Genomic DNA, 13,290 nt, shown 5'->3' with positions numbered 1-13,290 from the left:
GGGAACCTACTGCCTCTCTAATACGGGAGGCGACGGCCCAAAATGGCGTCGCCTACCTTCATAACACTCTGTGACTATCAGGGCCGCTCTAAGCCGCCCCAGCGCCAACGGCAGTTAGGCCGATGGCGATAAACGAATTAAACCCGACGCTTCTTCGGCGGACGACATCCGTTGTGCGGAATTGGCGTTACGTCCTTGATCGCCGTAATCTGGAAGCCAACGGCCTGCAACGCACGCAGTGCGGATTCGCGGCCGGATCCCGGGCCCTTTACATTGACTTCAAGGATCTTCATCCCATGCTCTTGGGCTTTCCGGCCAGCGTCTTCCGCCGCCACCTGAGCCGCATAGGGCGTGGATTTCCGAGAGCCTTTAAAGCCCTGCCCGCCCGCCGACGACCAGGCAATCGCGTTGCCCTGAACATCGGTGATGGTGATGATCGTGTTGTTAAAGCTCGCATTCACGTGCGCAATACCAGAACTGATGTTCTTGCGCTCGCGACGGCGCATCTTCTGCGGGGCCTTGGCCATGGTTTATTCCTTAACCTTTCGTCCGACGCAATCCGTCAGGGTTACTTCTTCTTACCGGCAATTGCCTTAGCCGGGCCCTTACGAGTCCTGGCATTGGTGTGGGTGCGCTGACCCCGCACGGGCAAGCCCTTGCGGTGACGCAGTCCGCGATAAGAGCCGAGGTCCATCAGACGCTTGATGTTCATCGCTACTTCGCGGCGCAGATCGCCTTCCACCAGGTAGTCCCGGTCGATGGTCTCGCGGATACGAACGATCTCGTCGTCCGTCAATTCGTTTACCCGACGTTCCTCGGGAATGCCCACCTGACCACAAATATCCACGGCCTTCGTGCGACCGATGCCATGGATCGACGTCAGAGCGATATGCACCCGCTTGTTCGTCGGAATGTTGACGCCAGCAATACGTGCCACGTCGAACTCCTCTTACCTTGCGTTAATCCACCTGGGGACACGAAAGCCCCTTGCTCCCGTATCGCCACCCAAAAACGGCAATAGCCGCTCGTTCCGAACACGGGCGGCTCCGGGTGCGCGGATTATAGGATTCCGCCGCGCCCTGTCAACCACCGCGAAACGTCTTCGTCTCAGTGCAGGACAGCTTTGATCTGTCGTGTCACCTCGTCGATGTCCGCCATTCCATCCACGGCATCCAAAACGCCCCGCTCCCGGTAGTACGGGAGGATCGGCGCTGTCTGCGCATGATAAATCTCCAACCGTGCCCGCACGGTTTCCTCATTGTCGTCGGCGCGCCGCTTAAACTCGGTGCCGCCACAGAAATCACAAACTCCGTCAACCCGGGGGAGCTGAAACCGATCATGGTACCCAGCGCCGCATCTCGAGCAGGAGAACCGACCGGTGATTCGCTCAATCAAAGCGGCTTCGTCGACCGTTAGCTCCACTACGTGGTTAAGCGTCAAACCCTTGCGCGCCAGCATCACATCAAGTGCGCGCGCCTGAGCTTCAGTCCGAGGAAAACCATCCAGAATGAAACCCTTGTCGCAATCCGGCTGGCCGATCCTCGATTCGATCATACCCACCATCAAATCGTCCGGCATGAACTGGCCGGCGTCCATAATCTCCTTGGCCTGCCGCCCGAGCACGCTTCCGGACGCAACCTCGGCGCGCAGCATGTCCCCCGTAGAGAGCTGAACCAGCCCGTAAGCGTCTTCCAATCGTTTCGCCTGTGTACCTTTTCCCGCCCCTGGTGGGCCCAGGAGAATGATATTCATCGACGCCTTCCCCGCAGCTTGCTCTTTTTGATCAGCCCTTCGTATTGATGCGCCAGCAGATGCGAATGAATCTGGCCCACTGTATCCAGCGTGACGGACACCACAATCAGAAGGCTCGTACCACCGAAGTAGAACGGCACCGCATAGCTCGAGATCAACATTTCGGGCAGCAAACAGACCACTGTCAGGTAGAGAGCGCCCACACAGGTCAAGCGAGTCAGAATGTAATTCAGATACTCGGCTGTATTCTTGCCCGGACGAATTCCGGGAACGAAGCCACCATGCTTCTTCAGATTCTCGGCCGTGTCCTCCGGATTGAACACGATAGAGGTATAGAAGAAGGTGAAGAACAGGATCAGTCCGCCGTAAAGCAGCATGTAAAGCGAACCGCCCCGGCCGAGGTGGGCCGTGATCGTCGATAGCCACTCAGGCCCTGCGCCACCGGAGAAGCCAGCGACCGTCAAAGGCATCAACAGCAAGGACGAAGCAAAAATCGGCGGAATGACGCCCGAGGGGTTCAGCTTCAGCGGCAGGTGGGAGGATTCGCCGCCAAACATGCGGTTACCGACCTGACGCTTGGGATACTGCACGACCACCCGACGCTGCGCGCGCTCCATGAACACGATAAAAGCAACCACGCCGACGGACATGATCAGCAAGAAAATGATGAACAGCGTCGACAAGGCGCCGGTGCGACCCAACTCAAGCGTTCCCGCCAAAGCAGACGGCAGGTTCGCCACAATTCCGGCCATGATGATCAACGAAATACCGTTGCCGATACCGCGCTGTGTGATCTGTTCGCCCAACCACATCAAGAACATGGTGCCACCGGTCAACGAAACCACCGTTGTCAGACGGAAAAGCATGCCTGGGTCGATGACCGCAGAACCCGAGGGACCCTGCATGTTCTCAAGACCAATGGAAATACCATATGCCTGAACGGCGGCCAGAAGCACGGTGCCATAACGGGTATATTGATTGATCTTCTTACGGCCGGCCTCGCCTTCCTTCTTCAGCGCTTCCAGCTTCGGCGATACGGCCGTCATCAACTGCATGATGATAGAGGCCGAAATGTAAGGCATGATGTTCAGAGCGAAGATCGTCATACGCTCAAGCGCACCGCCCGAGAACATGTTGAACATGCCAAGAATACCACCGCCCTGCTGCTGGAAAATAGCACCCAGCGCAGCGGGATCGATGAAAGGCATGGGAATGTATGTCCCCAAACGATAAACGACCAAAGCCGCAAGCGTGAACCAGATACGCTTCTTCAGCTCAGTCGCCTTCGAAAAGGCGCCCCAGTTCACATTCGCGGCTAATTGTTCGGCAGCAGAGGCCATTTACCCATCACCTTCCGCGCTGACGCGCTTTGCTCAGGCGTCTTTTTTCTTCTTCTTCTCTTCGGCAACAACCGGCGCCGCCAAAAGCGTCACCTTACCACCGACCTTTTCGACCGCAGCTAGGGCGCCCTTTGTCGCACCCGAAACCGTGATGTCGATCTTCGCCTTCAGTTCCCCCTTACCCAGCAAGCGAACACCGTCACGGACCTGCTTGAAGAAACCGGCAGCTTGCAGGACTTCCGCATTGATTGGCTTTTTCGCGTCGATCTTACCCGCATCGACCGCCTCTTGCAGACGACCGATGTTGACCTCGACGAAATCCTTGCCGAACAGGTTCTTGAAACCGCGCTTGGGCATCCGGCGGTAGATTGGCATCTGGCCACCTTCAAAACCCTTGTTCACGGCGCCGGAGCGCGCCTTGGCGCCCTTGTGACCACGCCCGGAGGTCTTACCAAGACCCGAGCCGATGCCACGACCGACGCGCTTGGGCTCCTTGCGGGCACCTGCGTTATCGGAAAGCTGGTTCAGTTTCATCTTATTCTTCCCATTCCCTCCGTCGGATCATTGGCAGCGCCCCAAAGCGCCCCGGCCCAAACGGCGAGTTAAAAGCGTTTAAACTCAGGCTTCACCCTCAACGCGCACGAGATGGGCGACCTTATTGATCATCCCGCGCACAGCAGCGGTATCTTCCAATTCGCGCGTGCGATGCATCTTGCCAAGGCCCAACCCGACCAAGGTCTGATGCTGGTCCTTTGGACGGCCGATCGAACTGCCGGTCTGCGTGACGATCACAGTCGCTTTACTTTGCTTAGCCATCTTCAACGTCCTTCTGTTCAGGCCGCGCTCTCGTCGGCGTCACGTCGGCCTTCGAGAATGTCGCTTACCTTCTTACCGCGGCGCTGGGCCACCATACGCGGGCTTGCACAGTTGTTCAGACCATCAAAGGTTGCCCGAATCATGTTGTGCGGATTGGCGCTGCCAACGGACTTGGCAACGACGTCTTGCACACCCAATGCCTCGAAAATGGCGCGCATCGGACCGCCGGCGATGATACCCGTACCTGGCTCGGCCGCCCGCATCACGACCAGCCCGGCACCGTAGTGACCGTGTACATCGTGATGCAGAGTGCGCCCCTCGCGCAGAGGAACGCGTACCATGCTGCGTTTGGCGGCCTCGGTCGCCTTGCGGATCGCCTCGGGGACCTCGCGGGCCTTACCATGCCCGAAACCTACCCGTCCCCTGCCGTCGCCGACAACCATCAGTGCGGCAAAGCCGAACCGACGACCACCCTTGACCACCTTGGCGACGCGATTGATTCCGACCAGCTTCTCAATGAGATCGCTGTCTTCGCGGCCGCGTTCTTCGCGTGGAGCTCGTGCCATTACCTGATTCCCTTAAAAGTCCAGTCCGCCTTCACGCGCGGCATCCGCCAGCGCCTTGATGCGGCCGTGAAAAATGAAGCCACCACGGTCGAATACGACCTGCTTTACACCGGCGGCGGTGGCGCGCTTGGCAACCAGCTTACCGACGGCAGCAGCAGCGGCAGAATCTGCGCCGCCCTTACCGCTGGACCGCAGTTCCTTATCGACGGTCGATGCCGAGGCGACTGTTACGCCCTTAGCATCGTCAATGACCTGGGCATAAATATGACGGCCAGAACGATGGACCGACAAGCGCGGACGACCGTTGCTGTGCTTGAGAAGCGCGGAACGCACACGCAACTTGCGGCGTTTGCGCAGTTCGTTTGGCGACTTCATTTCTTTTTGCCTTCCTTGCGCAAGATGTACTCATCCGAATAGCGCACACCTTTACCCTTGTAGGGCTCAGGCGGACGGTATGCGCGAATTTCCGCGGCAACCTGGCCAACAACCTGCTTATCCGCACCGGTAATGCTGATCGATGTCGGCTTTTCGCAGGTCACCGTAATCCCGTCAGGGATCGGGTGGAGTACGTCATGGCTGAAACCGAGCTGCAGGTTAAGTGCCTTGCCCTGAACCTGCGCACGATAACCAACGCCGGTAATCTCCAGGTTTTTCGTGAAACCCTCGGAGACACCCTGCACGAGGTTCTGGATTCGCGCGCGCGTCGTACCCCAAAGAGCCCGCGCCTGCTTCGACTCGTTGCAAGGCTTTATCCAAACCTTGCCGTCGTTGACAGACATCTCGACCTCGTCGGTTGCCTTGAAGCTGAGTTGCCCGAGCTTCCCTTTGGCCGTTACCAAAGCGCCATTGAGGGTAACCTCAACGCCGCTCGGGATCTCGACCGGATTTTTGCCTATGCGGGACATAGTCTATTCCCTTTGCCTTTCTTCGGATCCACGCCCGCGTCTTAGTAGACGCGGCAGAGGATCTCTCCGCCAACATTCTGTGCCCGTGCTTCATGATCCGAAAGAACGCCACGCGGCGTTGACAGGATCGTAACACCGAGACCGTTGAAGTAGCGCGGCAGCTCCTTGATCTTGGAGTAAACCCGCCGACCCGGACGGGAAACGCGGGCGATCTCTTGAATCACCGGACGTCCGTCATGGTACTTCAGCTCGATGTTGATGGTGCTATGGCCGGGTTCACCATCCTTGACCTGATAGTCACGGATGTAACCTTCGCGCTTCAGCACCGCCAGCACGTTCAGGCGTAGATTCGATTTCGGCGCCACTACAGTGGTATGACCCGCGCTCTGCGCGTTGCGGATACGGGTCAACAAATCCCCGAGAGGATCGCTCATCGACATTGCGCGATTCCTTTCCTACCAGCTCGCTTTGGTCATGCCCGGGATCTGACCGATCGAGGCCAGGTCACGCAGGGCAATCCGCGACATCTTCAACTTGCGATAATAGCCACGTGGCCGACCTGTAAGCTGGCAGCGATTGCGCACACGCATACGGGATCCGTCGCGTGGCAATTGAGCAAGCTTCAGGTAGGCCTCGAACCGTTCCTCAGGTGCGAGTTCACGGTTACGGGCAATGGAACGCAGGGCCTGGCGTTTGTTCGACTGCTGCTTGGCCATGCGTATACGCCGTTTGTTTTTCTCAATAGCGCTCTTTTTTGCCATTTTTTTCTACCCTCTCCCGTTCTCAGCTTTTTGAGAACGGCATTTCGAAACCGCGCAGGAGTGCACGGGCTTCATCATCCGTCTTCGCCGAGGTGCAAATAATGATGTCCATCCCTCGAATTTCGTCCACGCGGTCGTAGTCGATTTCCGGGAAGATGAGCTGTTCTTTGACACCCATGGCGTAGTTGCCGCTCCCGTCGAAGCTCTTCGGGTTCAACCCGCGGAAGTCACGGGTACGCGGCAGCGCTATCGTCACCAGACGGTCGAGAAACTCGTACATTCTCTCGCCACGCAAGGTTACCTTCGCACCAATTGGCATTCCCTCGCGCAGCTTGAAGCCGGCGATGGATTTCCGGGCGTGGGTCACGACGGCCTTCTGGCCCGCGATGGTCGTCAGTTCCTCGGCGGCCGCCTTGACCTTCTTGGAATCCTGAGTGGCCTTACCCACACCCATGTTCAGAACAATCTTCTCCAGCTTCGGCACGGCATGAACGTTCTTGTATCCAAGTTCATCCATCAGCTTCTGCCGAAGGGAGGTTTCGTAATGCTCACGCAAGCGCGCTTTCATGGTCTCTCTCCGCCCTTGCTCAATCAATGGCCTCGCCCGACAGGCGGGCGACACGGATTTTGCGGCCTTCGACCACTTTGAAGCCCACACGGGTCGGCTTCTTCTCGCGCGGGTCGATATGGGCCACGTTCGAGACGTGGATCGGAGCTTCTTTCTCCTCGATCCCGCCCTGGCTCGTGGGTGTCGCACGCTGGTGACGCTTCACCATGTTCACGCCGGCGACAAGAACGCGTGACTCGGCAGGCATCACCCGCAAAATCTCGCCTTCCTTACCCTTATCGCGACCGGTCAGTACAATGACCCGGTCGCCCTTCTTAACTTTCATCTTTACGGCCATCACAGCACCTCTGGGGCCAGCGAGACGATCTTCATGAAATTCTTGGCGCGCAACTCGCGAGTCACCGGCCCGAAGATACGCGTGCCAATCGGCTCGCCCTGCTTATTAATAAGAACCGCGGCATTGCGATCGAAACGAATGACAGAGCCATCCGGACGCCGAATGTCATAAGCTGTGCGCACGATCACAGCGCGGTGCACCGTTCCCTTTTGCACACGGCCACGGGGAATCGCTTCCTTAACGGAAACAACAATGATGTCACCAATACCCGCGGTCTTGCGCTTAGAACCGCCCAACACCTTGATGCACTGGACACGGCGCGCGCCGGAGTTATCGGCAACATCCAGGTTTGACTGCATCTGGATCATCGGTCCGGACCCTTTCTACTAACTTACTATCTCAGCCAATTTCCGAGTGCCGCCGATCACGCGCCGGCTACATCCTGAGTGGCGCCGGTAGCGTTGATAACCTTCCAGGACTTCGTCTTGGAAATCGGACGGCATTCCTCGATCTGCACAACGTCGCCAACCTTGTACTGGTTGACCTCGTCATGGGCATGATAGCGCTTGGAACGCTTGATAAACTTCTTGTACAGCGGATGCATGATGCGACGCTCGACAAGAACGGTCACCGTCTTGTCGGTCTTATCACTCACCACGACACCTTGCAAAACACGACGCGGCATCGACCCTTACTCCCCGGCTTCCGCCGTTTGCTTCCCACCCAAGGTCGTCTTGATACGCGCAATATCGCGACGCACCTGACGCACACGGGCGGTGTTCTCGAGCTGTCCGCTCGCCTGCTGGAACCGCAGGTTGAACTGTTCTTTCTTCAACTGGACGAGCTGTTCCTTAAGCTCGTCCTGGCTCTTGGCCCTGATTTCTTCGGCCTTCATCTTCAGCCTCCTTCACCCAAGCGGGTGACGAATTTTGTCTGCACCGGCAGCTTGGCGGCGGCCAGGCGGAAGGCCTCTTCAGCCATCGGGCGCGTCACGCCATCCAGCTCAAAAAGCACCCGGCCAGGCTTCACGCGGACTGCCCACCACTCGACCGAACCCTTACCCTTACCCTGACGGACTTCGGCAGGCTTCGAGGTGATCGGCACATCCGGGAATACCCGGATCCAGAGTTTACCAATACGCCGCATGTGGCGAGTGATCGCACGGCGCGCCGCTTCGATCTGACGAGCCGATACACGGCCCGGCTCCATCGCCTTCATGCCATAAGCGCCAAATTGCACGGTGGTACCGCCCTTGGCGGTGCCGTGAATACGGCCCTTATGTTGCTTCCTAAACTTCGTACGCTTTGGCTGCAGCATCTTTCTATTCCTCTAGCCTCGCGGCCCTTCCAAACGGTGCGTAATCAACCACGCGGTTGAACGCCCTGCTGACCTTCCGTCTGGCGTTTTTCGTGAGCCATCGGATCGTGGGCCAAAATCTCGCCCTTGAAGATCCAAACCTTGACGCCGCAGGTGCCATAGGTCGTCTTCGCAGTGGCTTCACCATAATCAATATCGGCACGCAGTGTGTGCAACGGCACCCGGCCCTCGCGGTACCATTCGGTCCGTGCGATTTCCGCACCGCCCAAGCGACCGGCGCAGTTGATACGGATGCCCTCGGCGCCCAGGCGCATTGCCGACTGAACGGCACGCTTCATCGCGCGGCGGAAAGCCACACGGCGTTCCAACTGGGAGGAAATATTCTCCGCGACCAACTTCGCATCGAGCTCCGGCTTGCGGATCTCCATGATGTTCAGCGCCACGTCGCTGCCAGTGATCTTCTGCAGATCTTGGCGCAGCTTCTCAATGTCCGCGCCCTTCTTGCCGATGATCACACCGGGACGCGCACTATGAATCGTGATCCGCGCGCGCTTGGCGGGTCGTTCAATGACAACCTTCGACAAACCGGCCTGCGGCAAACGCTCTTCCAAATATTTGCGCAGCTGCAAATCCTCGTGCAACAGGTCGCCATAGCGGCCGTCTGCGAACCAACGAGAATCCCACGTGCGGTTGATACCGACACGAAGACCGATCGGATTGACCTTATGACCCATTACGCCGTCTCCTCGCGCTCACGAACGATGATCGTCAGGCGGCTCCAGGGCTTCAAAATCTTGCCCATGCGCCCCCGCGCCCGCGCCCGGAAGCGCTTCATTACAAAAGACTTGCCGACCGAGGCCTCAGCTATCACGAGCCTATCCACGTCCAGCTGGTGATTGTTCTCAGCGTTGGCAATCGCCGACTGCAACACCTTTCTCACATCCACCGCGATCCGGCGCTTGGAGAAAGTAAGCTGGTTCAAGGCTGCCTCGGCGCTCATTCCACGAATGGAAGCGGCGACCAGGTTTAACTTGCGCGGGCTGGTGCGCAGATTCGTGGCGACGGACATCGCCTCGTTCTCTGCTACCCGGCGCGGTGCGCTACTCTTGCCCATCGTCCTTAACCCCTCTTCGCCTTCTTGTCCGCGGTGTGACCGTAGTAGGTACGCGTCGGCGCGAACTCGCCAAACTTGTGCCCAACCATCTGTTCGGTCACCAAAACCGGCAGGAACTTCTGGCCGTTGTAGACGCCGAAGGTCAAACCGACGAAATGCGGCATGATCGTCGAACGACGTGACCAGGTCTTAATGATCTCATTGCGCCCAGACTGACGAGAGGCATCCGCTTTCTTGAGCAGATAGCCATCGACGAAAGGGCCTTTCCAAACCGAGCGAGCCACGGTCAAGCTCCCTTATTTCTTCGCATGACGGCGGCGCACAATCAGGCCATCCGTCTTCTTGTTGTGACGCGTTTTTGCGCCCTTGGTCGGCCGACCCCACGGGGTTACCGGATGACGACCGCCCGAAGTGCGACCCTCACCACCACCATGTGGATGATCAACCGGGTTCATGGCCACGCCGCGCACGGATGGGCGCTTGCCCAACCAGCGCTTGCGACCGGCTTTTCCGAGTTTCACGTTGCCCTGATCCGGGTTAGACACGGCACCAATCGTGGCCATGCACTCACCGCGAACCATACGGACCTCGCCGGAGCTCAAACGCAACAACGCATAACCACCGTCGCGACCGACGAGCTGCACATATGTTCCTGCCGAACGAGCGATCTGCCCGCCCTTGCCGGACTTCAGCTCAACGTTGTGCACGATGGTGCCGACCGGGATCGACTTAAGCGGCATGGCGTTGCCCGGCTTTACGTCGACACGCTCGCCGGCGACGACCTTGTCGCCCGCCTTCAAACGTTGCGGCGCCAGAATGTAGGTTTGCTCGCCATCCTCATAGGTCACCAATGCGATGAACGCAGTACGATTCGGATCGTATTCCAACCGCTCGATCGTCCCGACCACATCGAACTTGCGACGCTTGAAGTCGACCAAACGATACCGGCGCTTTGAACCGCCACCGATACGGCGAGCCGTAATGCGACCAGTGTTGTTTCGTCCACCGGACTTCGTCAAACCTTCGGTCAGCGCCTTGACAGGCTTGCCCTTGTACAGATCCGAACGATCGACCTGCACCAGATTCCGAAGACTGGGCGTTACCGGATTGAATGTCTTCAATGCCATGACTTTAGACCCCCGTGGTCACGTCGATGGAGTGACCCTCTGCCAGGGTCACATAGGCTTTCTTGGTGTCCGGACGCCGACCAATGATGCCACGGAAGCGCTTGATCTTACCCTTGGCCCGAAGCGTATTGACCGCCTCGACCTTGACCTTGAACAACGCTTCGACAGCCGCCTTGATCTCCGGCTTGGAGGCATCCAGGGGAACCTGGAACACCACCTGATTATGCTCGGAAGCGAAGGTCGTCTTTTCAGTCACGACCGGGCTAACCACCAAGTCGTACTTGCGCGCCTCGCTCACCTTGATCTCGTCCTTACGGACAGCACGTCCCTTGCTCATTTCAGTCGAGCCTCCAGCGCTTCAACCGCATCTTTGGTCAGGACCAAGGTATCGCGGCGTAGAATGTCATACACGTTGGCGCCCTGCTGCGGCAGCACGTCGACGCCCGGCAAGTTGCGTGCGGCGCGCGCGAAGTTTTCATCCAACTGCGTTCCGCCGATCACCAGAACAGAGGCCCAGCCAAGCGTCTCAAAACGCCCACGGAGGTCCTTCGTCTTGTGTTCCTTGGCGACAGCAGCGTCGAGAATGATCAGCTTGCCTTCGGCGGCCTTCGCCGACAGCGCCGTCTTCAACGCCAGCTTGCGAACCTTCTTCGGCAGGTCGAAGGCGTGATCGCGTACACGCGGACCATGCGCCTGGCCACCGCCACGGAAGATGTTCGCCCGGATGCTGCCGTGACGAGCCCGACCGGTTCCCTTCTGCCGGAAAATCTTCCGGGTCGAACCAGAAACCTCGCCCCGCTCCTTCACCTTGTGGGTGCCGGCACGGCGCTTGGCGAGCTGCCAATTAACCATGCGCGCCAAGAGATCCTTGCGCGTCGGCAGTGCGAAGATCTCGTCAGCGAGATCAATGTCACCGGCCTTCTTATTGTCCAGAGTTGTAACCGGGGCCTTCATCGTTATGCGTCCTTCTCTTCCTCAGCCGGAGCTTCGGCGGCAGGTGCCTCAGCCGGCTCCGCCTCGGTCGCTGCCGCGGCGCTCGCCGAACTCTTCAGACCCGCGGGGAACGGCAGACCTTCCGGCGCCGCACGCTTCACCGCATCGCGAATGAGAACCCAACCACCCTCGGAGCCCGGAACGGCACCACGAACCAGAATCAAGCCACGGTCCTCATCGACCTCAACCACTTCAAGATTGAGCGTCGTAACACGGTGAGCGCCCATGTGCCCGGCCATCTTCTTACCCTTAAAGACGCGGCCGGGGTCCTGGTTGTTACCCGTTGAACCATGACTACGGTGGGAAACCGACACGCCGTGACTGGCGCGCAAGCCACCGAAGTTATGACGCTTCATGACACCGGCGAAGCCTTTACCAATCGACGTCCCGGTAACATCCACATATTGACCCGGCACGAAGTGCGCAGCGGAAAGCTCCGCGCCAACCTCAAGCACCGCATCAGGCGCCACGCGGAACTCCGCGACATTGCGCTTGGGCTCGACCTTTGCCTTGGCGAAGTGACCGCGCAGACCCTTGGTCGTATTCTTGACCTTCGCCTTACCCGCACCGAGCTGCACGGCGACGTAGCCGTCCTTTTCCTCGTTGCGGACGGCGACTACCTGGCAGTCGTCCACCTTGAGCACCGTCACGGGAACCTGATTCCCCTCACCGGTGAAAACTTGGGTCATGCCCAGTTTCTGTACAATCAGGCCGGTTCGCATGGCCTTATCCCTTCAACTTGATCTCAACATCCACACCGGCAGCCAGGTCGAGCTTCATCAGCGCGTCCACTGTCTGCGGCGTCGGATCGACAATGTCGAGAAGACGCTTATGCGTGCGCATCTCGAACTGCTCACGGCTCTTCTTATCGATGTGCGGCCCGCGCAGCACGGTGAAACGCTCGATCCTCGTGGGTAGAGGGATCGGGCCACGCACCTGCGCGCCGGTCCGCTTTGCGGTATTGACGATCTCATGGGTCGACTGATCGAGGACCCGGTGATCGAACGCCTTCAGGCGTATGCGGATATTTTGGCTTTCCATGGCGGTATCGCCCGTCCTTCGTTCCCGACGCCCTACCGCCGAAGCGGTAGGGGTCAGAGGGTTATTCCAAATCTTTACTTAACGACCGCGGAGACGACGCCGGCACCGACGGTGCGGCCGCCTTCACGGATAGCGAAACGCAGGCCTTCGTCCATGGCGATCGGCGCGATCAACTCGACTTCCATCGCCACGTTGTCGCCCGGCATCACCATCTCCGTGCCAGACGGCAGGGAGACAACTCCCGTCACGTCCGTCGTCCGGAAGTAAAACTGCGGACGATAGTTCGTGAAGAACGGCGTATGACGGCCGCCCTCTTCCTTCGTCAGAATGTAAGCCTCGGCCTTGAAGTTCGTGTGCGGCGTGATCGAGCCCGGCTTCGCCAGAACCTGACCGCGCTCAACGTCCTCGCGGCCAACACCGCGCAGCAGCGCACCGATGTTGTCGCCCGCCTCGCCCTGATCCAGAAGCTTGCGGAACATCTCAACGCCCGTCACAACCGTCTTCTGCGTGTCGCGCAGGCCGACGATCTCAACTTCCTCGCCAACCTTCACCACACCACGCTCAATTCGGCCCGTCACAACCGTGCCACGACCAGAAATCGAGAACACATCCTCAATCGGCATCAGGAACGGCTTGTCCTTCGGACGCTCAGG

26 protein-coding genes are annotated in these 13,290 nt (G+C 58.8%); all 26 read right to left on the bottom strand.

The window, feature by feature from the left end; genetic code table 11:
• Positions 1–137 precede the first annotated feature (137 nt).
• Positions 138–527 carry a 30S ribosomal protein S11 gene (gene rpsK, locus FHR98_RS09770; RefSeq protein WP_183416514.1) on the bottom strand — a complete coding sequence of 130 codons (390 nt, stop codon included), beginning with the start codon at positions 525–527 and terminating at the stop codon, positions 138–140.
• A gap of 41 nt (positions 528–568) precedes the next feature.
• Positions 569–937, bottom strand: a complete 369-nt coding sequence (gene rpsM, locus FHR98_RS09765; RefSeq protein ID WP_183416513.1) for a 30S ribosomal protein S13 — start codon at positions 935–937, stop codon at positions 569–571.
• 170 nt (positions 938–1,107) lie between these two features.
• Positions 1,108–1,752: an adenylate kinase gene (locus FHR98_RS09760; protein WP_183416512.1), complete on the bottom strand. Its 645-nt coding sequence runs from the start codon at positions 1,750–1,752 to the stop codon at positions 1,108–1,110.
• Complete coding sequence (gene secY / locus FHR98_RS09755) at positions 1,749–3,092, bottom strand: preprotein translocase subunit SecY (protein ID WP_183416511.1); 1,344 nt, start codon at positions 3,090–3,092, stop codon at positions 1,749–1,751. Before secY ends, FHR98_RS09760 begins: the two co-directional genes overlap by 4 nt.
• Before the next feature lie 33 nt (positions 3,093–3,125).
• Complete coding sequence (rplO, locus tag FHR98_RS09750; protein ID WP_183416510.1) at positions 3,126–3,626, bottom strand: 50S ribosomal protein L15; 501 nt, start codon at positions 3,624–3,626, stop codon at positions 3,126–3,128.
• A gap of 84 nt (positions 3,627–3,710) precedes the next feature.
• Positions 3,711–3,908 (bottom strand): 50S ribosomal protein L30, encoded by a 198-nt coding sequence (gene rpmD, locus FHR98_RS09745; RefSeq protein WP_183416509.1) that lies wholly within the window; start codon positions 3,906–3,908, stop codon positions 3,711–3,713.
• Between the two features lie 17 nt (positions 3,909–3,925).
• The gene (rpsE, locus tag FHR98_RS09740; protein WP_183416508.1) at positions 3,926–4,474 is read right to left on the bottom strand and encodes a 30S ribosomal protein S5; all 549 of its coding nucleotides are present in this window, start codon (positions 4,472–4,474) and stop codon (positions 3,926–3,928) included.
• Between the two features lie 12 nt (positions 4,475–4,486).
• A complete protein-coding gene (rplR, locus tag FHR98_RS09735; protein WP_183416507.1) occupies positions 4,487–4,849 on the bottom strand; it encodes a 50S ribosomal protein L18 in 363 nt (120 codons plus the stop codon).
• A complete protein-coding gene (gene rplF, locus FHR98_RS09730; RefSeq protein ID WP_183416506.1) occupies positions 4,846–5,379 on the bottom strand; it encodes a 50S ribosomal protein L6 in 534 nt (177 codons plus the stop codon). The genes rplR and rplF overlap by 4 nt, the downstream gene beginning before the upstream one ends.
• Positions 5,380–5,420: 41 nt before the next feature.
• Positions 5,421–5,819, bottom strand: a complete 399-nt coding sequence (rpsH, locus tag FHR98_RS09725; protein WP_183416505.1) for a 30S ribosomal protein S8 — start codon at positions 5,817–5,819, stop codon at positions 5,421–5,423.
• 15 nt (positions 5,820–5,834) lie between these two features.
• A complete protein-coding gene (gene rpsN, locus FHR98_RS09720; protein ID WP_183416504.1) occupies positions 5,835–6,140 on the bottom strand; it encodes a 30S ribosomal protein S14 in 306 nt (101 codons plus the stop codon).
• Positions 6,141–6,162: 22 nt separating this feature from the next.
• On the bottom strand, positions 6,163–6,708 hold the full coding sequence (gene rplE / locus FHR98_RS09715; protein WP_183416503.1) for a 50S ribosomal protein L5: 546 nt from the start codon (positions 6,706–6,708) through the stop codon (positions 6,163–6,165).
• Positions 6,709–6,727: 19 nt separating this feature from the next.
• Positions 6,728–7,045, bottom strand: coding sequence for a 50S ribosomal protein L24 (gene rplX / locus FHR98_RS09710; protein WP_322091240.1), 318 nt, complete (start codon positions 7,043–7,045; stop codon positions 6,728–6,730).
• Positions 7,045–7,413, bottom strand: coding sequence for a 50S ribosomal protein L14 (rplN, locus tag FHR98_RS09705; protein WP_183416501.1), 369 nt, complete (start codon positions 7,411–7,413; stop codon positions 7,045–7,047). The genes rplX and rplN overlap by 1 nt, the downstream gene beginning before the upstream one ends.
• A gap of 56 nt (positions 7,414–7,469) precedes the next feature.
• On the bottom strand, positions 7,470–7,730 hold the full coding sequence (gene rpsQ, locus FHR98_RS09700; protein ID WP_183416500.1) for a 30S ribosomal protein S17: 261 nt from the start codon (positions 7,728–7,730) through the stop codon (positions 7,470–7,472).
• Positions 7,731–7,736: 6 nt separating this feature from the next.
• Positions 7,737–7,940, bottom strand: a complete 204-nt coding sequence (gene rpmC / locus FHR98_RS09695; RefSeq protein WP_183416499.1) for a 50S ribosomal protein L29 — start codon at positions 7,938–7,940, stop codon at positions 7,737–7,739.
• Positions 7,941–7,942: 2 nt separating this feature from the next.
• Complete coding sequence (rplP, locus tag FHR98_RS09690; RefSeq protein WP_183416498.1) at positions 7,943–8,362, bottom strand: 50S ribosomal protein L16; 420 nt, start codon at positions 8,360–8,362, stop codon at positions 7,943–7,945.
• 44 nt (positions 8,363–8,406) lie between these two features.
• A complete protein-coding gene (gene rpsC / locus FHR98_RS09685; RefSeq protein WP_183416497.1) occupies positions 8,407–9,096 on the bottom strand; it encodes a 30S ribosomal protein S3 in 690 nt (229 codons plus the stop codon).
• Positions 9,096–9,476 carry a 50S ribosomal protein L22 gene (gene rplV / locus FHR98_RS09680; RefSeq protein ID WP_183416496.1) on the bottom strand — a complete coding sequence of 127 codons (381 nt, stop codon included), beginning with the start codon at positions 9,474–9,476 and terminating at the stop codon, positions 9,096–9,098. Before rplV ends, rpsC begins: the two co-directional genes overlap by 1 nt.
• Before the next feature lie 5 nt (positions 9,477–9,481).
• A complete protein-coding gene (gene rpsS, locus FHR98_RS09675) occupies positions 9,482–9,760 on the bottom strand; it encodes a 30S ribosomal protein S19 (protein ID WP_183416495.1) in 279 nt (92 codons plus the stop codon).
• Positions 9,761–9,772: 12 nt separating this feature from the next.
• Positions 9,773–10,603 carry a 50S ribosomal protein L2 gene (rplB, locus tag FHR98_RS09670; RefSeq protein ID WP_183416494.1) on the bottom strand — a complete coding sequence of 277 codons (831 nt, stop codon included), beginning with the start codon at positions 10,601–10,603 and terminating at the stop codon, positions 9,773–9,775.
• Positions 10,604–10,607: 4 nt separating this feature from the next.
• Positions 10,608–10,940 (bottom strand): 50S ribosomal protein L23, encoded by a 333-nt coding sequence (locus FHR98_RS09665; protein ID WP_183416493.1) that lies wholly within the window; start codon positions 10,938–10,940, stop codon positions 10,608–10,610.
• Complete coding sequence (rplD, locus tag FHR98_RS09660; RefSeq protein WP_183416492.1) at positions 10,937–11,557, bottom strand: 50S ribosomal protein L4; 621 nt, start codon at positions 11,555–11,557, stop codon at positions 10,937–10,939. The genes FHR98_RS09665 and rplD overlap by 4 nt, the downstream gene beginning before the upstream one ends.
• Positions 11,558–11,559: 2 nt before the next feature.
• Positions 11,560–12,318 carry a 50S ribosomal protein L3 gene (gene rplC, locus FHR98_RS09655; protein ID WP_183416491.1) on the bottom strand — a complete coding sequence of 253 codons (759 nt, stop codon included), beginning with the start codon at positions 12,316–12,318 and terminating at the stop codon, positions 11,560–11,562.
• A 4-nt stretch (positions 12,319–12,322) separates the two neighbouring features.
• On the bottom strand, positions 12,323–12,637 hold the full coding sequence (gene rpsJ / locus FHR98_RS09650; protein WP_183416490.1) for a 30S ribosomal protein S10: 315 nt from the start codon (positions 12,635–12,637) through the stop codon (positions 12,323–12,325).
• 74 nt (positions 12,638–12,711) lie between these two features.
• Positions 12,712–13,290 (bottom strand): EF-Tu C-terminal domain-related protein (locus FHR98_RS09645; RefSeq protein WP_246377690.1); only part of this gene is annotated, 579 nt, incomplete at its 5' end.

Origin of the sequence: Limibacillus halophilus, from assembly GCF_014191775.1 — a bacterium.
GTDB lineage: Bacteria > Pseudomonadota > Alphaproteobacteria > Kiloniellales > CECT-8803 > Limibacillus > Limibacillus halophilus.
The sequence above is the reverse complement of the archived record's forward strand: the minus strand, read 5'-3'. Positions and strand labels throughout refer to the sequence as shown.